Origin of the sequence: Paenibacillus sp. GM1FR, from assembly GCF_002803315.1 — a bacterium.
GTDB classification, from domain to species: domain Bacteria; phylum Bacillota; class Bacilli; order Paenibacillales; family Paenibacillaceae; genus Paenibacillus; species Paenibacillus amylolyticus.
This window is the reverse complement of the sequence record NZ_MKZL01000007.1, coordinates 24,122-45,769: the sequence shown is the minus strand read 5'-3', so window position 1 is coordinate 45,769 and position 21,648 is coordinate 24,122. Positions and strand designations below refer to the sequence as shown.

The 21,648-nt window shown below is 46.8% G+C and carries 18 protein-coding genes; 13 read left to right on the top strand and 5 right to left on the bottom strand.

All coding sequences use genetic code 11. The features are described from left to right. The first annotated feature begins 27 nt into the window (after positions 1 to 27). The 5 genes from PAEAM_RS04290 to PAEAM_RS04270 all read left to right on the top strand — a co-directional run bounded on the left by PAEAM_RS04290 (position 28) and on the right by PAEAM_RS04270 (position 4,420). Positions 28 to 351 (top strand): hypothetical protein, encoded by a 324-nt coding sequence (locus PAEAM_RS04290; RefSeq protein WP_036614107.1) that lies wholly within the window; start codon positions 28 to 30, stop codon positions 349 to 351. 155 nt (positions 352 to 506) lie between these two features. Continuing rightward, on the top strand, positions 507 to 1,508 hold the full coding sequence (uvsE, locus tag PAEAM_RS04285; RefSeq protein ID WP_074093415.1) for a UV DNA damage repair endonuclease UvsE: 1,002 nt from the start codon (positions 507 to 509) through the stop codon (positions 1,506 to 1,508). Between the two features lie 107 nt (positions 1,509 to 1,615). Next, complete coding sequence (locus PAEAM_RS04280; RefSeq protein WP_481856104.1) at positions 1,616 to 2,479, top strand: inositol monophosphatase family protein; 864 nt, start codon at positions 1,616 to 1,618, stop codon at positions 2,477 to 2,479. A 24-nt stretch (positions 2,480 to 2,503) separates the two neighbouring features. Beyond that, positions 2,504 to 2,794, top strand: a complete 291-nt coding sequence (locus PAEAM_RS04275) for a hypothetical protein (protein WP_017690755.1) — start codon at positions 2,504 to 2,506, stop codon at positions 2,792 to 2,794. Positions 2,795 to 3,097: 303 nt separating this feature from the next. Beyond that, complete coding sequence (locus tag PAEAM_RS04270) at positions 3,098 to 4,420, top strand: stalk domain-containing protein (RefSeq protein ID WP_100526779.1); 1,323 nt, start codon at positions 3,098 to 3,100, stop codon at positions 4,418 to 4,420. Positions 4,421 to 5,285: 865 nt separating this feature from the next. Here the strand turns inward: PAEAM_RS04270 and PAEAM_RS04260 are convergent. Then, complete coding sequence (locus PAEAM_RS04260; RefSeq protein WP_100526778.1) at positions 5,286 to 5,774, bottom strand: hypothetical protein; 489 nt, start codon at positions 5,772 to 5,774, stop codon at positions 5,286 to 5,288. Between the two features lie 354 nt (positions 5,775 to 6,128). On the opposite strand from PAEAM_RS04260, the gene PAEAM_RS04255 reads away from it, so the two are divergent. The 7 genes from PAEAM_RS04255 to PAEAM_RS04225 all read left to right on the top strand — a co-directional run bounded on the left by PAEAM_RS04255 (position 6,129) and on the right by PAEAM_RS04225 (position 15,121). Next, positions 6,129 to 7,916, top strand: coding sequence for a sensor histidine kinase (locus tag PAEAM_RS04255; protein ID WP_047841420.1), 1,788 nt, complete (start codon positions 6,129 to 6,131; stop codon positions 7,914 to 7,916). Further along, a complete protein-coding gene (locus PAEAM_RS04250) occupies positions 7,891 to 9,444 on the top strand; it encodes a response regulator (protein WP_100526777.1) in 1,554 nt (517 codons plus the stop codon). The genes PAEAM_RS04255 and PAEAM_RS04250 overlap by 26 nt, the downstream gene beginning before the upstream one ends. Before the next feature lie 222 nt (positions 9,445 to 9,666). Further along, the gene (locus PAEAM_RS04245; protein WP_100526776.1) at positions 9,667 to 10,950 is read left to right on the top strand and encodes an ABC transporter substrate-binding protein; all 1,284 of its coding nucleotides are present in this window, start codon (positions 9,667 to 9,669) and stop codon (positions 10,948 to 10,950) included. Between the two features lie 139 nt (positions 10,951 to 11,089). Beyond that, entirely contained in the window at positions 11,090 to 11,992 is a 903-nt protein-coding gene (locus PAEAM_RS04240; RefSeq protein WP_036614094.1) for a carbohydrate ABC transporter permease, read from the top strand. A 2-nt stretch (positions 11,993 to 11,994) separates the two neighbouring features. Continuing rightward, positions 11,995 to 12,834 (top strand): carbohydrate ABC transporter permease, encoded by an 840-nt coding sequence (locus tag PAEAM_RS04235; protein WP_017690747.1) that lies wholly within the window; start codon positions 11,995 to 11,997, stop codon positions 12,832 to 12,834. A 105-nt stretch (positions 12,835 to 12,939) separates the two neighbouring features. Next, positions 12,940 to 14,148, top strand: coding sequence for a rhamnogalacturonan acetylesterase (locus PAEAM_RS04230; protein WP_100526820.1), 1,209 nt, complete (start codon positions 12,940 to 12,942; stop codon positions 14,146 to 14,148). A gap of 556 nt (positions 14,149 to 14,704) precedes the next feature. Further along, positions 14,705 to 15,121: a sensory rhodopsin transducer gene (locus PAEAM_RS04225; protein ID WP_091018716.1), complete on the top strand. Its 417-nt coding sequence runs from the start codon at positions 14,705 to 14,707 to the stop codon at positions 15,119 to 15,121. A gap of 84 nt (positions 15,122 to 15,205) precedes the next feature. Here PAEAM_RS04225 and PAEAM_RS04220 read toward each other — a convergent pair whose 3' ends face one another. The 4 genes from PAEAM_RS04220 to PAEAM_RS04200 all read right to left on the bottom strand — a co-directional run bounded on the left by PAEAM_RS04220 (position 15,206) and on the right by PAEAM_RS04200 (position 20,069). Beyond that, entirely contained in the window at positions 15,206 to 16,363 is a 1,158-nt protein-coding gene (locus PAEAM_RS04220; RefSeq protein WP_165789829.1) for a Ger(x)C family spore germination protein, read from the bottom strand. Continuing rightward, entirely contained in the window at positions 16,360 to 17,829 is a 1,470-nt protein-coding gene (locus PAEAM_RS04215) for a spore germination protein (RefSeq protein ID WP_091018712.1), read from the bottom strand. Before PAEAM_RS04215 ends, PAEAM_RS04220 begins: the two co-directional genes overlap by 4 nt. Next, a complete protein-coding gene (locus PAEAM_RS04210) occupies positions 17,810 to 18,916 on the bottom strand; it encodes a GerAB/ArcD/ProY family transporter (protein ID WP_100526774.1) in 1,107 nt (368 codons plus the stop codon). The genes PAEAM_RS04215 and PAEAM_RS04210 overlap by 20 nt, the downstream gene beginning before the upstream one ends. A 220-nt stretch (positions 18,917 to 19,136) precedes the next feature. Next, a complete protein-coding gene (locus PAEAM_RS04200) occupies positions 19,137 to 20,069 on the bottom strand; it encodes a DMT family transporter (RefSeq protein ID WP_100526773.1) in 933 nt (310 codons plus the stop codon). 168 nt (positions 20,070 to 20,237) lie between these two features. On the opposite strand from PAEAM_RS04200, the gene PAEAM_RS04195 reads away from it, so the two are divergent. Further along, positions 20,238 to 21,623: an aminotransferase-like domain-containing protein gene (locus tag PAEAM_RS04195; RefSeq protein ID WP_243391267.1), complete on the top strand. Its 1,386-nt coding sequence runs from the start codon at positions 20,238 to 20,240 to the stop codon at positions 21,621 to 21,623. The last annotated feature ends 25 nt before the right edge of the window (positions 21,624 to 21,648 follow it).

The following is a 21,648-nucleotide window of genomic DNA, read 5'->3' as shown; positions in this document are numbered from 1 at the left end:
GCGACCACAAGATCAGGAGGGATATGCATGGGATTTCAGACTGAATTCAATTCCGTATGCAAGTTCAAGAATGAGCAGGAGCTGTTCGAACTGCTTGAATACGGACGCGGCAAAATGGTCAAACAGGGCTTCCGGGTATTTCCTACCGGCCAGAAAGTGATTGCATACACACCGGATAACGTGGCTGTAGCCATCGTCAAGATCGTGGTTTCCATTGCGGAGATCAACTTCCAGGGGCAAGAGGTAACTGAGGTGGAGATGCAACTCATCCGCAAATTGACTGAGGAAGAATCACGCATTCAGACTGCCCTTGCAGATGAGATGTTCTTTGGAGAGCAAGCACAGGAATAGTTGTTGACTGTAAGTGCGGGTCGGAAGGACGGATTTGCCAGAATACGATTATGGTCACTCTTTTAGGGTAAAACTTGGTTATATACAGTGACGGTACATCCTGACGGCTGAATATGCCGTGTGGGTTCTCCGCCCTAATAGAGAGGAAGAGATTCATGCTCGTACGCTTTGGTTACGTGGCAATGTCCGTGCTTATTGAGAACGCCTCGCCTTCCCGGACCATGACCATGTCGAGTTTTAACAAAATCGATGACAGGGAAGCGGCGATCCGCAAGCTCGAACGGATTGCAGCCGAGAACCTGCACAATACATTACGTTTGCTCAGGCACAACAAGGGTAGCCATATTCATGTATATCGCTTCTCTTCCAAATTGATTCCACTGGCAACACACGAGGACCTGAATGACTGGGACCCGTTCCCGGCGCTGAAGCAGGACTTTGCGGCCATTGGTGATTTTGTGAAGGAAAATCATATGCGTGTGTCCTTTCATCCGGATCATTTTACCGTACTTAGTACCCCCCGCGAGCAAGTTCTGCACAACTCGATTCGCGACCTTCGTCATCATGTTCGGATGCTGGATGCCATGGGGCTAAATGCCACTGCCAAGAACAATATACATATTGGTGGTGCATACGGGGACAAGCCTTCGGCGGCGCTTCGTTTTGAAGAAAACTTTTTGAAGCTGGATCGGGATATTCAGGAGCGGCTCACACTCGAAAATGATGACAAAACGTTCAATGCGCCTGAGACACTTGCCGTGTGCCAGCGCTTGGGATTGCCCATGGTACTTGATATCCATCACCATTGGGTGAACAACGAAGGAGAACAGGCATGGGATCTGTGGCCTGATATTCTAAAGACCTGGCAGTCACCGCTTGCCCAGGCAGATTCACCGGCTGATCAGCCATTGCCACCCAAAATCCATGTCTCCAGTCCGAAGAGCGAGAAGGATCTGCGAGGTCATGCTGATGGTGTAGAGGTAGAGCCTGTGCTTGATTTCTTGCGTCATATCGCAGCTGACACCCCAAGACTTGACGTGATGATTGAGGCCAAACGCAAGGATGAGGCTCTTGTGCAACTGATGCAGAAGCTGGCATTCTATCACGAAGAGGGTGTGGAGTGGGTGGACGAGTCTACCGTCATCATTCATCCGTAGTGCCAAAAGGGGCCTGGGCAACGAGAAACTTTATGACCTGTGGGGCGTATACTTTTAACAAGTATTTCAACTTTTCGTAGATTGATATAGAAAGTAGAGTGAACGCTTTGAATGAGAAGGAAAAGACACCTTATGTCGTGACAAGCAAAAGCTATACTGCCGTTGCCATTAATGCAGCTTCCAAAGCTGGCGAATGGATCAAAAGCCGTCTTGGGACGGTAGCTGAACTTGGCACCAAATATTCACCCCAAGATCTGGTGACCGAAGTGGATAAAGGAGCGGAGCAGATGATCCGCCGCCTGATTCTCACGCATTTTCCCCACCATGCCATTCTGGGTGAAGAAGGCGTCGAACCGGGACCGGAAGCTTCGGCAAAAGCACTGAAAGAGACCGAGGAAGAAGAGTTCCTGTGGATTGTTGATCCTGTGGACGGAACGACGAACTTTGTACACGGATTCCCGTTTTATTCGGTGTCCATCGCATTGGCTCATAATGGTGAAGTCATTGTCGGCGTGATCTACGACCCTTCCCGTGATGAAATGTTTGTTGCGGAAAAAGGGAAAGGAGCTTATGTTCACGGAAACCGGATGCTGGTATCTGGTGAAAAGGAACTGGCTCAGAGCCTGATTGCGGTTGGATTCCCGGCAGACACAACCTTTGCGTTACCACTGAATATGGCCGCTGTGCAGGCGCTTGCTCCGCAAGTTCGTAACTTGCGTGCAGGCGGATCTGCCGCCCTTCATCTGGCATATGTTGCCGCAGGACGTCTCAGCGCCTACACCGAAGTTGGACTGAAACCTTGGGATATTGCCGCAGGCGCGCTGCTGGTTGAAGAATCAGGCGGTAAGGTAACCGATACCATCGGAACGCCTTATCAACTGTCTGTGAATCATGTCGTTGCCAGCAATGGCAAAATCCATGATGCACTGACGGATGTGCTGAAGGAAGCGAAGGCAACCGGTCTGGAGTGAAATTCATTATAAGGAGCGAAAACAATGGATGAATCCAAAGAACTGGAACGACGGCTCAGTGATATGCTGACGGAAGGGGACATGGAAGAGTCCGGCGACACCGATCAGCGTGAACGCCAGCTGATTCCTCCCAAGTATGAAGTGCGAATCCAGACGGAACGTGATCCAATTGTCGAGGAAACGTTAAAGTACCGGAAGATGGCACGCGAAGTGGACGATCGTTATGATCGGTATCTGGAGCGAGCTACCGGGAACAAACCGGAGAGCGACACGGATCATTCGAATTCTGAGGACTTGGATAAGCCGCAATCTTAATTAATCACAGAACGTCATATCTGAACTTAGTAAATAACAGGCTCCCCATCAGGGAGTCTGTTATTTCATGTGTGTTCTCAGCAGAGAGGACAGCGCCTACTTTAGAATGATAGAATAGAGTAACACCAACCGATGTCATTGGAATGACCAATGTACTATATATTAGTGAGGTTGTTCAAAAAGTCCGCTTTTGATTACGAAGGATGCCTAGCTTCATCCCATCTTCTCGGTACTGAAAACCGACCTTTTTGAACACGTACATTTAGTGTAATCATAGATTCACGAAAAGGAGTGTTACCCTGAATGAAGCGTAAACGTATATGGGAAAATACAGCTGCCGGTTTAACGGCAAGCATGTTGGCAGGAATGCTGCTCTTTACATCATCTGCACTGCCTGCACACGCGGCTGACACCAAAACCGGTGTATTGCCAGCGGGTACAAACGAGACTTCGCTGACTGCGAAGAAAGATGCAGTAGCCGTAACTAAGGAGTTCCGCATCGTCACATTGGGAGATTCCATAACGGTAGGTTATGAGCCCAACACAAAAGAATTGCCTTATGGTTATGTAGAACGTTTGAATGAGCAGGGTTTGCTGCATGGACGTACACAGGTGGACAACTACGGGATTGCCGGATTGAAAACCAGTGGCTTGAAAAACTTCACTACTGCAATTAAGGATGGCAAAACGCTGACTTCTGAAGCCATTCAACCAAGTCTTCCTGATCCAAGAGCGGGACAGATCGGAGCCAATACTGCTGCAATCCGGGAGAGTGTAGCGCAGGCGAATCTGGTTGCAATCACCATTGGGGGAAATGATGTATCTGAGCTTCTCGGTACAGCAGACAAACTGAGTGATCAGGAGCTGCAAGCGAAGGTAAAAGAATTACTCGCAACATATACAGCTAATGTAAGTGCAACGATTAATGATATCCATGAAATTAATCCGACAGCTACAATTGTCATCGCCGACCAGTATCAACCGATGCCAGAAGTAGCAGGCAAGGCACTCTATGCCAAATTGATGGAGGCATCCCAAGGCTTCACAAAGACCATTGATGGAATTGCAGCTCAATTCACTGCTCAGGGTACCGATGTCAAAGTCGCACACGTGGCCAAGGAGTTTGTTGGTGGTGAAGGCACGATGACTCATATGATCAAAGATCGTGATTTCCACCCGAATCAATTCGGATATACAGCGATTGCCGAAGTATTTGCCAAAACGATCTGGGGAGATTACACCAAGCTGACTGCACCTGCGACAGGTGAACCAATGAACATTATCGTGAGTGGCAAAACATTGAATACACCGTACAAACCAATTATCCGTAACGGCAAAAACTTTGTGGCGATTCAAGACATCGTGAATGCGGTCGGTGCAACAACGGTGTGGGATAACAAAACTTCAACTGCAACGATTACATACGGAGACCGGAAGGTTGCCGTGAAGATTGGTGCCAATGCGGTGAAGGTCAACGGAGCATCCGTTACCGTGGATACACCTGCATTCCTGAACAAGGTAGGCAAAGAGTCCAAAACATATGTACCGCTTGCCATGGTAGCTGAAGGTCTTGGCTTTGATGTGCAATATGTAGCGAAGCTGAAAACTGTTTTTGTTAATCCGTAAATTGTATATACGTATTTATTAAATAAGGTTTGGAAATACGAAACTAATTAAAATGAGAATGCCGACACCTTCCTTTATGATTAGGAAGGCGTAGGCATTTTTACTTGGCAGACTGAATGAAATTATAAGGTTGTACTACTTTTGCGCTTTTTGTACAGATGGTGAATCCAGGTGAAGATCCATTCCATAATATGATATAAAACGGAAATGGATAGAGCGGACCAGAAATCCTGGATATACACCCCTTCAAAGATCGAGGCCAAAAAATAAATAATGATACTGTCTATTATTATTGTGACAGAATTTCTAGTATAAACTGAAACCCGTCTTTGTACACCATAGTTCAAGGCAGCAATGATAATAGGATGAATGATTGTTTCGAAGAATATAAATCCAATTAAAATAAATACAGAAAATATAATCCCATCACCAATCTGTTCAAAATATAAAGAATTACTCATTTCACCAAAAGTATAAAAAAACAAACTGTATAATGCTGTGAAAAAAGCAATAGGCACAATGATCAATAGAGATAATAAAGGGATAAGCCAAAGTCTTACGTTTACGGGTGGGGGTGTTTCTTTATCTCTGCGAGCTATAAACTTAATGACTTCATTTAGTGATACAAAAAGAAAAAGTAATAAAATAAAGAGAATAAGTATATGGGTAGAATTCATATTTCCTCCTTTGGAATTATTAGTATCTAAATTGCTTTAATTGCCATAAAAATAAAATATACTTTACTTCTTAAGAAGTAAAGTATATTTTTTCAACTACCTCAAGATTATGCTAAAAAAGTGATTTTTGATAAATTACAAGTAATAAAGTCTGATTGAGGTAAAAGTATTTTTAAAATACCTTTAATTTAAAGCCCTGCTAACCAAACAATGTATGTTGCAATTTCATAAGCCTCTGCTGGTGGAATTCCAATACTAACAAGCCCAGAAGCAATAATATTTTCTTGCCAGTTCGTAATAGAATCGAGTAAATCTGCAATTTTACTTGAATATTTGATCACAAAATTACCTGCACTAGGACTAAGTTTTGAGAGTAATTTACCTAGGTAGTCTCCACCGTAGCGAAGGGCAGAAGTGATTGCTTTTTTAATAACATTTGAAATAAGATTTTGTGCTCCTACATCACCATTATTTACAGCAGTTGGAGTTATAGTAACTGTATTAGATGAAACAGTAGGGAAAGATCTTGTAGTTAAATTGTTGGGAACGATTGTTGAACTAACAGATACAACTGTTTTCGTAGGAGCGGGACTTGCAAAAATAGTAGCCGGCCCAGATAAGGCGCCTACAAGCATTGCTGCGGCTAAAGTAGAAGTAATTGTTTTTTTGAATTTCAAGATTGTACCCTCCATTTTATTAAAAATATGGATTATAATCCCTGTATTTCAGCGCTATCCTATTTATAGTACAATAAAAAACAAATGTCTACACTAAAGACAAAAAAAGTCATTTAAATACAATATAATACATTTTTATTGTTAAGAGTTTGTGTAGTATAGAAATGGCTTTCATTTTTCCCTAACTTTCTTATTTAATTGGAATTGAGCATTGTGCAAAACTCATCTCTATATTGTTGCATAAATATATCTTGTCAGATGACCAATGGATGTGTGAATATGAAAATAACTTACAATAAAACCACTAACCTATAGCATGACAGGCACCCCTCGCAAGCCAAAGGAGCGCTTAGGATGAACAAAATTAAGAACGCTTTCACAACACTGCCGATTCATCACAAAACGATTCTTCTCATCGGACTTTTGATGTTGATCAGCTTTACGTTTTATGCGTCCGTACTCCGATATGTGTTCAGCATCTATGACCGCCAGATCTATGAGAAATCCTCGCAGGTCCTCAATATGTCTTCGGTAGGTATTGAGAATCAACTTCGTGAAATTTCTAATCTCTCCTTCAAGGTGATGTCGGACGAGCCGCTTCAGCAATATCTGCTCCAACTGAAAAAGGCCGAAACGGGTTACGAGAAAAATGGATTACGTAAAAAAATTACCAACAGGTTAGTCGCTTATGCCGGTTCCGAAAAATACGTCTATTCCATGTTATTTATCGATAATGATAATAACGTTATGGCCGCAGGCAATCGGGAGGGAATTTCGGAGTCGAAGCAAAAGGAACTGGTTGCACTGGGACAGCAATACTCGGGCTCCAATGCCTGGCATACCAGTGGGGATAAACAGTCCCGACTCTTGTCGGTCCGACAGGTGAAATCCTTTATTGGCGGAGCATTTACATTGGAGGACCTCGGCACACTGATCATCCGCGTCCGGCTGGACCGAATTGTACAGGACCAGATGCAAGAACCGGCTGAGGACTCCCAATTACTCATTACGGATGGAAAAGAAGTGATCTATCCAACAGAATCAGCCGTCAGTGAAGCCGAGATTGAGTCTGAACTGAAGCGCACCCAGCCCTATGGGATTGCCATGTTGGAGCAGGGGAGACACTTTGTAGCTCGTGCTCATTCTTCCTATACGGATTGGACCTATCTGTACACAACCCCGTTTGACCAGATGTTTAAAAAGATCCAGTTTGTCAAACAGTTGGTCACGGTGATCTTCATCATGATCTTTCTGGCGGCGCTTATCATTGGAGCGAGATTCTCTCGCAGTATTACCCATCCGATTGCACAGTTGATCAAAAAGATGCGTAATATCGAAAAAGGTGATTTGGATAAGCTGGAGGAGGCTGCTCTCGGCAATGTTCCGATATCTCCACAGAATGAGGTTGGGCTGCTGCATCGGACATTCAAGATGATGCTTCAACGGATACGTGAATTGATTGATGAGAATTATGCGAAGCAACTGGTGATTCGTGAGACGGAGTTGAAAGCGCTTCAGGCGCAGATTAATCCACATTTTTTATACAACACGCTGGAATCGATTAACTGGCTGGCTAAAGTACAGAAGCAACGACAGATCTCGGAAATGGTTGAGGCTCTCGGATTTCTGCTGCGTAGCTCTGTGAACATGTCCGAGAAGTGGATCACGCTGGAAAGAGAGCTGGACATTGTCCGCAGTTACGTGACGATTCAGCGCACGCGTTTTGAGGAAAGACTGGACTTCGATATGGAGATTGCCCCAGAGGTAGGAACGGCGCGGATACCGAAGTTAACATTACAGCCGTTAGTGGAGAACGCCATACATTATGCACTCGAACCAAGCATTGACCCTTGCCGGATTCGGATCCGGGCGAGAGCAGAGGGAGATAAGGTGATTATTGAAGTCGAGGACGACGGTCCGGGGATGACACCGGAATTCCTGGAACAACTACACGAAGGACGTATTCAGACAAGAGGACAGGGCATTGGGTTATCTAACATCCAGGAACGAATCAGACTGACCTTCGGCGATGAAGGTGGAATGGTGATGAGCAGCAAGCCCGGATCAGGAACTGTAGTATCGATCAGCATACCTTGGATCAGAGAGGACGATGACGATGTACAAAGTGATGCTCGTAGATGATGAACGTGTCATTCTGGAGGGAATTTCTCAAGTGGTCGATTGGGCCGCAGCAGGTACGGAATTGGTGGGTACGGCGAGGAACGGGATTGAAGCATTGGACAAAATTGGGCAGTCGAGACCCGATATTATCATTACGGATATTTCCATGCCAGGTCTGGATGGTCTTGGACTCATAGCGAAGGCATCTGAATCATACCCTGGAGTACGTTTCATTATGTTATCCGGCTACAAGGAGTTCGAATATGCCCGCAGAGCGATGCAATATGGTGTGAAGCATTATTTGCTCAAGCCCTGTAACGAGAATCAGATCCATGATGCGTTAACTGAACTGTTGCAGGAGCATCAGGATGCCCAGGTGAAGGAGCATGTTGCTGGTGAGATGAAACAGCGATTGCAGCGTGTCCTTCCGCATGTGAAGGAGCAATTTCTGCTGGAGTTCATGACCAACCGCACCTATGGGCCGGTTGATCTGGAGTATTATCAGGAGCTGTTTGATCTGGAGCTTGAAGAGAACGCAGTTCGGTTACTGTTGTTCCGAATTGTGGATGAACATGATTACAGCCACTTATTTGCGATCAAAAACATTGCCAGTGACCTGCTCCCACATGTCCTGTTAAGCACAACCATTGAAGGCAAACTCCTCATTCTGCTCGCGGATTCAGCTGATCCGGCTGGACTGAAAGAAAGTATTGAAGAGGTTCGGGCTGCATTTACCAGACTATATAAATTAGAAGTGACCGCTGCGCTGAGTGAAGCAGATCGAATGATTCAGTCGCGGCGGTTGTTTCGTGAGGCGTTGCAGTATCTGAACCATCGCTTCTTTATCGGTGAAGGCAAGCTGATTACGAAGAATGATCTGGTACTGGCCGGAGAATGCGACGGATTGCATGTAGAACAGGATGCCGAGCAACTGTGTCAGTTGATCAAATCGGGCAATACCGAGGAAACAGCGGTAGAGGTGGAGCGTCTGTTTGATCTATTATCACGTCAGCAGCTGGAAATTGAAGTGACTCGCTCTTACGTAGTGCAGCTATATTCTGCGATGGTTCATGTCTGTCCGCCAGAGGAGGCAACGGAATTCACCCAGCGTATGGCAGAACTGCCGCATATCGATACGTTATCTGGTTTGAAGTCTTTTGTTGCAAGCAGTGCGGCACGATTAACTTCAGGGTATTACAAAAACCATATCAGCCGCCAGTCTTCAGCCGTGGAGAAGATGATGGATATCGTGGATCGTCATTTTGGAGAGGCAGATCTCTCGCTCAATGGAGTCGCTCATCAGATGCTCTATATGAATCCAGATTACCTGGGCAAGATTTTCAAAAAAGTCACAGGGGAGAATTTCTCCAACTACGTGAATCGCCTGCGCATTGAACGCGCATGTGACCATATTCGCAGAGGTGGGGATGTGAAAGTGTTTGAGCTTGCTGAATTGTTCGGATTTGGCGGGAATTCACAATATTTCAGTCAGGTGTTCAAAAAATGGACCGGGATGACACCTACGGAATTCCGCAGGATCGGCATATAACAATGAGCTACCAATCATGTGATTCATGTCTGGGGAGGACGAACAGCGCCGAGAGGGGGACTGTTGTCCTCCTCTGTTTTTTGAACCAACAAGACGGTTTTGTGTATTCAACTATGGTCGTACATTTGCGAAAATGACATTAACAAGTTTGTGAAAGCGTTATCAGAGATAAAAAGGATAACTCGTTCACACAACCATATCAACATAAAAGGGGAGATTGGCATGGTGAAAAAGGCAATATTCCTGATGATGGCTGCTTTGCTCGTGTTTACAGCGGCATGTAGCTCAGGTGGAGGAACTGAAGGAGCATCTGGAGATGACTCAGTTACCCTGCGGATCGCTTGGTGGGGCTCGGATGCAAGGCATGAATATACACAGAAGGTCATCGACCTGTACAAATCGAAAAACCCGAATGTCAAAATCGACGTGGAATATGCTTCATTTGATGACTACTGGAAAAAGCTCGCACCACAAGCAGCGGCAAATCAGTTGCCTGACATCGTTCAGATGGATATTTCCTACATCAGCCAATATGCACAGAATGGTCAGCTTGAGGATCTAGCGCCTTATCTGGGCAACCAGATCAAAGTGGACGATGTGTCCGAGAATGTTATCAGCACAGGTGTAATTAACGGTAAACAATACGGTGTACCTGCCGGTGTTAACGTTCTGGGCTTCCAATATGATCCGGCATTGCTTAAAAAAGCAGGCGAGGATGCAATCCCTGACAATATGACTTGGGAATCGTACGAAGCACTGGGTAAACAAACCGCAGAGAAAGGCCTGTATTTGGATGGAGGGATAGCTCCGGATATTTTCTTCCACTACTTCCTGCGTACCAAAGGATTGTCGCTTTACAATGCGGAAGGAACAGGTCTTGGTTATGATGATGACCAATTGTTTGTGGAGTTCTTCGGACTTATGCGCCGCATGATCGAGCAAGGTGCAGCACCTACGCCGGATGTAGCCAACCAAACCAAAGGCATTATTGAGGAATCGGATCTCGTGAAGGAAAAAGGAATTGGCGTATGGCAATGGTCCAACCAGTTCGTAGCCTTGCAACAGGTAGCGAACCGTCCGCTCGAAATCGCTCCAATGCCAGGACCAGATATGGAAAAAGGACTATATATGCAGCCAAGTATGTACTGGGGTGTGACATCCAACTCCAAAGTGAAGGAAGAAGCGGCTAAATTCATTGATTTCTGGGTGAATGACGTGGAAGCGAACAAACTGATCAAAGGTGAGCGCGGTGTGCCAATTTCAGGAGCAATCAAAGAAGCTATCGCACCTGAGCTGAGTGACGCAACAAAACAGGTCTTTGAATTCGTAGCAGCCATGGAGCCTAAGGCTTCACCAATGAGTTCTCCGCCACCGGTTGGTTCACCTGAAGTAATCTCTTCCCTGGCAGATGTGGTAGAAGAGTTGAACTTTGGCAAAATTACACCTGAACAAGCAGCAGAGACATTCCGCAAGAACGCCGAATCTGTACTTGCGAACAATAAATAACAGTTGAATGATGGCTTGCTCGTCCCACTTCAGGGATGGCCGGAAATGGGGCTACTCGCAAATGCGAGGGCCTTTCCCCGTCCAGATGACCGAAGCCAGGATGAGGGGGCAAGCTGATCCATGAAGGAGGTTCGTTCCATTGAGGCAGTATTCGTCGTTACGTAGAAACTTAACTGGATATGCGTTTATAAGCCCGTTTATTATTGGATTCCTGGGCTTCACACTCATCCCCATGTTTGTGTCCTTATATATGTCGTTCACGAGTTATAACTTGTTCACTTCTCCACGGTGGATTGGGCTTGATAACTACACCAAAATGTTTTTTGATGACCCGAAATATTGGAACTCGGTCAAAGTGACGTTTCTGTATGTATTCATTGGGGTACCGTTAAGGTTGATCTTTGCCCTCTTCGTAGCGATGGTCCTAAACACTGGCTCTCGTATGATTGGAACGTACCGGACGCTGTATTACCTGCCATCCATTATCGGTGGTAGTGTGGCCGTATCCATTATGTGGCGTAACCTCTTCAGTAATGAGGGTGTTATCAACAGTGCTCTAACGGCAATAGGGATCGGGCCAATCAGCTGGTTTGGTGACCCGAATGCGTCTCTCGTTATGCTTATCTCACTGTCTGTGTGGCAGTTTGGTTCGTCCATGCTGATCTTCCTGGCTGGTCTCAAAAATATCCCTACTGAGATGTACGAGGCAGCAGGTGTGGATGGCGCGAACCCTATACGGAAATTTTTCAGCATCACCTTGCCACTGCTTAGCCCGATCGTTCTATTTAATATGATTATGCAAACGATTGGTGCATTCATGACGTTTGTACCAGCCTACATTATCTCCAAAGGAGAAGGCGGTCCAATGGATGGTACCATGCTTTATTCTCTGTATCTGTTCCGTCAGGCGTTTATGTTTAACAACATGGGTTATGCTTCGGCGATGGCCTGGATCATGCTTCTTATGATTGGTGGACTTACAGTAGCAGTATTCTTAACATCCAAGTACTGGGTGTTTTACGAATCTGAAGGAGGGAAGTAACGATGGTTTGGAGAAATGTGAAATGGCCCATTTATCACCTGTTCGTTGCAGCGCTTGCCCTCCTGATGTTGTATCCCGTCCTATGGATGCTATTCAGTTCATTCAAGGAAAGCCGTACAATTTTCGTCACAGCGGATACCCTGTTTCCTGCGGAGTGGATCTGGAGTAACTATGTGGATGGCTGGAAAGGAACCGCTGGAAGACCGTTCATGGATTACATCACTAATTCACTTGTTATCGTGGTGATTTCCACCATCGGTGCCGTAATATCATCATCGCTGATCGCTTTTGGTTTTGCCAGACTTAACTTCAAGGGACGTACATTCTGGTTCTCCTTGATGATGTTAACGCTGATGCTGCCACATGACGTGGTATTGGTTCCTCAGTACATCATTTTCACGAAGCTCGGCTGGCTAAACACTATCTTGCCAATCGTTGTACCTACATTCTTCGGAATGCCGTTTTTCATCTTCCTGATGGTACAGTTCATTCGAACGATTCCAAAGGAGCTGGATGAGGCTGCAACCATCGATGGATGTAACAAATTCAGACTGTATATCCAGATTATTATGCCGCTGATCAAGTCTTCTCTGGCGACTGCAGCCATCTTCTCCTTCTACTGGAGATGGGAGGATCTGCTTGGTCCGGTATTGTACCTGAACTCGCCTGATAAATACACCGTGTCGATGGCGCTGAAAATGTTCCTCGATAGCGAATCTGCTTCCAACTGGGGCGCAATGTTCGCCATGTCCATCGTCAGTCTGGTTCCGGTTGTAGCTGTGTTCTTCATCTTCCAGAAACAAATTGTTCAAGGGATGAGCACCAGCGGATTGAAAGGATAAGCCAGATTACTGTATCTTCGTATCTTCGCCCGAATGAACGTTTACGAAAGTTAACCAAGGAGGTTATCGCTTTTGAATAAAGCTCAGGGTAGTCAGGCCGTTGCCATGGAGGCAGCGGCAGAGGGCCAGGCAGTGTCCGTGACAAGCTGGAAGTTTAACTTTGGACCGGACTCGGGAAGAGCAGATGAGACAGGGGATTATCTGAAAGTAACTGCAACAACCGCATATGAGGAACGCGGAGGGTACGGATTCGAGGCAGGATCCCTGGTGTATGAGAAACAACGCATTCGTGATTACGATGTGTCGGATCCCTCGAAACAACATCATAACAATCCGGGGCAGACAACCATGTCTGCCCGATTGCGTTCAGGCTTCTGTATTCCGCTCAAAGCATCGTTCATCGTGGATGTTCCCGACGGAACCTACCAAGTATTACTTGTTGCAGGGGATGAATTGGCTGAGACAGTGACCCGCGTGAAAGCTGGTGAGGGCAGGCTTGTACTGCCAACCATTCGCACACTTCCCGGACAATACGCAGAGTTTAGATTCTCGGTTGTTGTTCGCGGCGGCAGACTTCGTCTGTCATTCTCCGGTCCTGCACCAAGAATCAATGCGTTAGAGATTACCCTTGCGAACCAGACCATGACCGTATTTCTTGCCGGGGATTCAACCGTAACGGATCAGCCGGAAAGTGGATATCCGTATTGCGGTTGGGGCCAGTTATTGCCAGCACAGTTCAAACATGATGTGGCAGTGGATAATCACGCCCAGTCAGGGCGCAGTTCCCGCAGTTTTATTAATGAAGGCAGATTAAGCGCCATTCTGGAGCGAATCAAGCCTGAAGATTTTCTGTTTATTCAATTTGGACATAACGATGAGAAGCCGGACCCTGAACGTGGGACGGACCCATTCACAACATATAAGGAATATTTGAAAAAGTATATCGATGCTGCACGCGAAGCCAAGGCTCGTCCGGTGCTCATCACCCCAGTACATCGTCGCTATTTTGCGGACGATGGCACATTGACCGATACCCACGGCGATTATATCATCGCCGTGCGTGAGCTGGCGGGAGAGGAAGATGTTCCGCTGATCGATCTGGCTGAGCGTAGCCGTCTTCTGTTCGAGCAGGCGGGCGTTGAAGGCACTAAGGACGACTTTATGTGGGTACTGCCAGGCGAGTATGTGAACTTCCCATCAGGCGTGGAGGATAACACGCATTTTCAGGAACGAGGTGCCCGCCGCCTTGCCCAGCAGGTGGCAGAAGCCATCCGCGAGTTGCAATTGCAACCGTTGCAGATGTATCTGCGGTAGGTTCATGCCCTTAATAATTAAGCGAGTTAATTAAATAACGAGCCAGCAAAAGTTGCCCAGCGAATAGCGAAGGCAATAATCTTTTAAAAAACAGCGAGCGTAGCAGCGGAGGAGGGCGGAATCGGGTAGAGGGAGCGAAGCATCCGCCTTTGGGGCGGGATTTCCCCTGCTGAGGGGGAATTGAATAGAAATCCCGAGCCAACAGCGGCCCACAGCCCGATCCGCCCGCCAAAGCGGCTGCCTTGCGAGCTATTCAGGGTTTAAAAGCTGTAGCGAGTTAAACGAAGTAACGAGCCAGCAAAAGTTGCCCAGCGAATAGCGAAGGCAATAAACTTTTAAAAAATAGGCGAGCGTAGCAGCGGAGGAGGGCGGAATCGGGTAGAGGGAGCGAAGCGTCCGCCTTTGGAGCGGGATTTCCCCTGCTGAAGGGGAATTGAATAGAGTTCCCGAGCCAACAGCGGCCCACAGCCCGATCCGCCCGCCGAAGCTACCGCCCCGCGAGCCCACGCATTTTTAACCTATATTGCACTCGCAAAAAAAAGGAGGAGGTATATCAATGACACCTGACCAGACAGAATCAGGCACATCTGCCCGTAAGAACGTTTCAGCAGCTACAGGTCACACCTACTGGGTCATTCCGGATGGTTACATTCCCCCGGAGAGCCGGGGCACATTGGAGAGTCATGAGAGCATCTGTGTACTGAACACCAGTGCCACGGATGCGGAGCTGCACATCACGATTTACTTTGAAGACAGAGAACCACTCGAAGGTATGGTCGCTGAAGTGCCAGCGAGAAGGACGAAGCATATTCGCACTGCATCGCTACGATCCGGGGAGCAGTCTATTCCGCCGGGCGTGCCTTATGCGATTACGGTTTCGAGCAATATCCCCGTTATCGTCCAGTACAGTCGTTTGGATACGACCCAGCCTGAATTGGCTTTGATGAGTGTCATGGCGTATCCATTAGGATAACTTCCCGAATCGACAGCAGTTGGAGATGGTAAGAAGCCCCGTAACCTTGCATCCAATGCAGGTACGGGGCTTCTTTTTCTTCATTTATTCGCTGTATTTATACGTGCTCGCATTAAGGATATCCACGTGAACCTCCACTTTTCCAAGCTTAAAACGTTGGAGTGGGTCCGCCCGGTTGTAGACTTCCTGTTTCCATAAGGGAAGGTTGTGGCGATATAAGTGTTCCACAAGACCGTATGAATCAATCTTGTGTGACTTGGTTTTTTCAAACGTATCTCGGATTTGGGATTCGATTTGTTTCTCCGCTTCTTGTTCCATGGCCTGAGGCGTGCGCGGGGCTCCATGGTCTTCTGTGATGGAACTTTTGACCGAGGTAACCAGATCAAATGTGACGCCATCTCCTTGTTTCCTTGCCTTGATTCTAGTCTTGGGATCACGAAGCATCAGGGTTAAATCAGGAGTCTTTCGACCATTCCCATATACGTATAATGGGTACTGATGTACGCGCTCATAATTTACGTATCGTGTACCGTCCGCGTCTGCTCCTGCAACTCTACCCTGACTTGTTCCTTTGGAAATAACATAAAATCCATCCATTCTAACAAGGGGGGGAGTTTTATTCCCGTTGAACCAAGTCTCGTTCCTTGTTGAAACCGAGGGTAAAAGAACAACGGAAGCTGGCTCCCGTAGTCCATCAAGAAGCTGATGGAGCCGGATTGGTTCGTAACCGGAATGCTGTTTGTATAGCCTCATGGGCTCAAATAACTCAATGGTCTGGGCGGATTGGTTCAGCAGCGCAGAAGGGGAGAGCACGTCCGGAATGTTATGTTCTGTCGCGTAAATCCAGGGTGTATATCTCAGTTGACCTGAATGCAGCAACGTGTTAAATATATCCTCCAGCTTCCCGTCGAGAGCATTTTTCGATAAAACAATGGCTTTAACATGAGTCCAGAGCGTTTGCTGCTGTGACGTTTCATACAAGTCGTTAATAGCCATGCTCAGTGTTGTACCCTCGCCCCGTCCAATCCAGATATCCCTTGTCTCCCGGGAAGTTGGTGTTTCCTGTTTTGCAATACTGGAGAAGTCAATCAGTTGGGCATACGCAATATACTGGTTGTCTACATAATCAATTCCTATCGCCGTAATGAAGTTTATACTTTGCACCTCTTTGGAATCCCAGCACCCCGTTAGCAGGATCAAGCAGCATATAAGAAGGCCGCTTATGGATACCCATCGTTTCACGGACGTTTCCTCCGGCGGGTAGAATCCTGTGTATGAAGTGCTTCTGGGCGCTTGGTTCTTTTCATGGAAGGTGGCATGGATACGGCCTGAGTGAAGTCTCCGGGAATGTAAGGAGATACAGGTGACAGATAGGATACGCCATAACACTCCAACGATACGAGATGCACCAACAGGGCGAATAGTCCGATCATAAAACCGAACAATCCAAGAATGGAAGAGACGAGTAACATCCCGATCCGAACATGGGCAGTAGCCCCGCTTAGCACAGTATTCACGAGAATATAACTAGAGATGACCGAGATCGCAACCGTGACTATTATGGTGGGAGAAGTAATCCCTGCACGAATAGCGGCATCCCCAATAATAAGCCCGCCAACAACGCTGACCGTTTGCCCCAACGCACGTGGTAATCTACGCCCTGCTTCGTTGAATAGCTCAAACATAAAGATCATCAGGAACGCTTCCAGCGTCACCGGCATGGGCAGGCCCATTCGAGTACCAGCAATTGTAGCCAAGAGAGGTAGTGGGATCTGTTCCACATTGAAACTGGTCAGGCCGATATAGAAGGCTGGGAAGAAACAGGCAATCAGCAGTCCGGATATACGCAAAATTCGTTCGAAAGTAACGATGAAAAAGGGTGTACTTTCGTCTTCAGGAGATTTCAATTGATTGAAAAGTGTAGTTGGCGCGATGACCGCTACAGGAGAGCCTTCAATAAGAACGGCAAAACGTCCATTTAACAGGGAATCGACAACAAAATCAGGACGTTCAGTGTTATCCGTGAGCGGAAAGATGCTCCGAACCCCTCCCATTACAGCCCGCTCCATGATCGAGGTACCCAGAATGCCATCGATCTCAATCTGATCCAGATTGTGTCGTGCTTCTTTTAGAATGTCTGGATTAATAATATCTTTTACATATAGAAGTCCAATGGCAGTTTGAGTACGTCCGCCTTTGACATATTTCTCATAACACATCGAAGATGTTTTCATTCGTTTGCGTATAAGGCCCACGTTGGTAGTGAGTTCTTCGGTGAATCCATCGCGCGGGCCTTTAACTGATGTTTCAATGGCTGATTCTTCGGGACTGCGTCCCGGGATATCAGCAATATCTACACTGCAGGACTGTACACCATTACCGAAAATGATCAATAGTTGTCCACTAAATATCAACATATTAAGCTTGTTAGTATCTTTGAGGTCATCCAACGGATTCAATGTTAATCCGAGTTCTTTGGGATGTGATTCCTCAATGATCAGGGAGTGCTGTTCCAGACGGGGAATGATAAATTGGTTAATTTGTTTACCGTCGACGAGACCGTCACAATAAAGCAGAATTACGGGCTGATCAGATTCGTCTTTAACAGGAAAGGTCTGAATAACGACATCTGCACATGGATTGAATTGCTCTTTCAAAGAGGCAAGCAGTGTTTCATGGGACGTGGTGTCAATCGCTTGATGCTCCATGATGTTTCCTCCTCTGATGGCGTGAATGGATAAAGGCAACCGTCGTCGCGATAATCGCAAGTCCGCTCAGATACACGAGATTGAACGGAAATATGTATTCGACCAGAAGCTTTTCGAAGGTCATATCATCCATAGGATACAACATGGTCAGGATAAAGAAGACACCCAACGAGATACAACTGATAAGCCTTTTGGTAGAGCTCTTAATATTCCATATTTCAACTACAATATACATGGCAAGACTAATTCGGGTGAATGCACCTGCCAGCCATTGGTAGATGGAAAAGAAGTCGGTCTGGGCAATGTATTTGCCCAGAGAGGCAATTCGCCATTCTTCAAAGGCGGGATATCTCATTTTGGCAGCCTCAAAAGGATCGAATTCCACAATCGCCCCAATGAGTGGGCCGACAGTCAGTCCTACGAGAATGAGTGCGAGCATCAGATACTGCCATACACGTATACGTTTGGTGAGATGAGGCTGGATGTACCAGATGAACAGCAGTTCAAACATGCCTGCAAGACTGTAGACCATGCCATTAAGAATAGGATGCCATCCATGTTCAAGAACGGGCAACAGACGACTGTAGTCCTTGTATTGGGTATTTACGATAGCAACATAGAAACCTAACAAGACAACTAGTGGCAGGACTAACCCTGCGGTAAAGGCCAGCGAGCGAATACCTTTATACGCAGCGTAGGCACAGAGAGACATCAGGGCAATACTGGTTACCAACACGGGCGTTTCGGTCAGATAGTTCGTTTTAGCCCAAGCCGTGGTATCATGCAGTGTGAAAAAGATTACGCTTAGAAAAAAGAGACTGTTACCAACTCGAAATAACATGCCAATGGGCTTCCCGAGACGGGAGGTTAACCAATCATGCAGGGTTTGATGCTGTAGGAAACGAGAGACATAGGCGAGCATTAGCGCAAATATCAGAAATGGTCCGGCTGATAGCAGGACGGAAATCCAAGAATCCCTTTTGGCCGCAGCCAAAAGGGCAGGAATAATCAGAACATGGCTGATCAAGCCAACGGACAACATGATCAACATCATAGCTTGTAAAAAAGAAGGCTGTGTTCGTTTCATGCTGAGGGGTCCCCTTTTCCCAATAGACTGTCCTCAGCAGTGTTAACGTGATTGGGGCGCTTCATACCGTCAGTTGAAATAACGAATACCCATGGCTTCTCTTACCTCTAACATCGTTTCCCGGGCCGCTCTCCGATCAAAATGCGAGGTTCGGGGAGGATGGGAGCGTATAACTCGTTGAACCGGCGAACCAACTCCCGTTGTCTCAATATGGGGAATCTTACTTGATTCCACTGACCAGCCTATGTTTGCGACCGCTCATATTGGTGCCAAGCACACCAGCGATAATCAACAATGCACCAATATAGTGGTAGCTACCCACTGGTTCATGCAATATCCATGCACCTCCTACGATGGAGATGAGCGTGGACAGATTACTGAATACACTCATTTGCGAAGCCTCCAGATGGGTCAGGGCATAGCTCGCGAGCAGGGTGGAGATCATGGTGGAGAGGATCGCCAGATAAGCGAGTGCACCCAGGTAGGATGTATCTCCAAGCGGTTTGATATAGTCCATCATGGAGCCGTTGGACGCATGTCGGATCAGGGAAGCGGCGTTAAATACAATACAGCCAACCATCAGTGTGACCCAAGTTAATTCCATTGGTTTATACTTCTGGGTTAATGGTCTTGCAAGCACACCATACCCTGCAAAACATACCGTGGATAGTAGCAATAATGCAATGCCCTTCAGGTTACTCATAGATACGCCGCTTCCTTGCATCATGAAAATAAAAACCACTCCAGCGACAGACAGAAGCAGGAACAACTTCTGCATCGTGGATGTGCGTTCCTTCAGGAAAACTGAAGCCAGAACGAGTGTGAATACAGGGGCCATAGCCTGAATAATACCGGCTTCCGATGAGTTGGAAGATACGAGTCCAAAGGCTTGAAAGGCAAAAAATAGGACGGGAGATAACAGCCCCAGTGGAATGATTCGCCACAGATCACGAAGGCTCAGTCGTATTTTGATCCAGCCAAAAATGACAGGAATGCTGACAACGATCAGCGACAGGGCGAATCGGTGGGCAAGCACATCAATCGGATGTGCAACAGTGACGGTCATTTTAACAAATAGAAAAGATAGACCTATAATAGCCGCGTATAGAATAGCTGCGATATAAGCGTATCCCCGAGTGTGTGTTGTGTTCATGAATGCTCCTCCAATGCAGTAGTCATAGCGTTTTATCTTTTATTATCCTGAAATATGTCAGGTTCGAGGCATGTGCTGGCCTTATTCAATATACTGCCGGGTGCATCGTGCTACAATAGATAAAAGGTTGAACTGTATCGGTACAGTTGTTGGAGAGGGATGGGTACAATGAGAAAATACGAAGTGATTGCCGAAGCATTAAAGCAATGGATTCAGGAACAGATGCAGCAGCAGGATCGTCGCCAGTGGGCAGATAAAGGCATTCGACTGCCAGCAGTTCGAGTTGTAGCAGAACAATATCAATGCAGTGTAAGTACAGCGATTCGAGCATATGAGTGGCTGGAGCAACGGCACTTGGTGTACGCCATACCTCAATCTGGCTACTATGCTGTACAGAACGGGACAGGTGCTCAGGATATGGACTGGCAGGGAGCGCTGGACTTCGCTTCGGCTGCTCCTGATCCGCGGGTGTTCCCTTATGCAGACTTTCGTCATTGTGTGGATCAGGCGATGGAAAAGAAGCAGGCAGAGCTATTCATGTACGGTACAGATCAGGGATTACCATCGCTTATTCTGCTGTTGCAGAAGCAGTTTGCGGATTATCAGGTGTTTGCGAGAACAGAGCAGTTCTTTATCACATCAGGTGTGCAACAGGCACTGGCTGTACTTGCATTGATGCCTTTTCCCAATGGAAAGAGAAAAGTATTGGTGGAACTACCGACCTATCACAATATGCCCTCCCTGCTGAGTGGGTTGAATGTGCCGATTGCCGGTGTGAGACGTGCCCTGGATGGACTGGACTGGGCCTCGCTTGAACGTCAGTTTGCTGAGGGAGATATCAAGTTTTTTTATGTCATGCCGCGTTTTCACAATCCGATTGGCACTTCGTTAACTGTTGCTGAGAAGAAGAGACTAATCCGGCTAGCACAGCGGTACGATGTCTATCTGGTGGAGGACGATTATTTGGCCGATCTGGAGGACAACACGAAACAGGACCCGCTATGGTCTTATGATACGGAAGGTCGGGTCATCTATCTGAAGAGTTACTCCAAAATTTTGTTTCCAGGCTTACGCATTGGTGTAGCTGTTCTGCCCACACCTTTAATCCAGTCCTTTGGTGCGTACAAAAAAATGCTCGATATCGACACTTCCGTCCTGTCTCAAGCTGCTCTGGAAATCTATGTGCACAGCGGTATGTTTGCTCATCACAGGAAAGTGATCCGTAACCGGTATGCTACCCGGATGAACGCGGTGCATGAGCAACTGGACTCATATCCAGACTTTGCTCCGTTTATGGAGGCTCCTCGAACAGGAGGGGAGCATACCGTATTACCTTTGGCGGGTGATGTGCCGCTTCGTGTTCTGGTGTCCCGGCTCCAAAAGCGCGGAGTCATCGTTGATACGACTGAACGGTATTATCCGGAGGGAACATATCAGGTGCATCAGGATCAGATGCTGCGCTTGAACATCTCCAATGTGCCGAAGCAGCGAATCGAAGAAGGGATACAGAAGATCCGGGAGGAAATTTTGAAACTTCAGATCAGGCAGAGATAAAGACAAAGCTATAACAGCAAGGCCA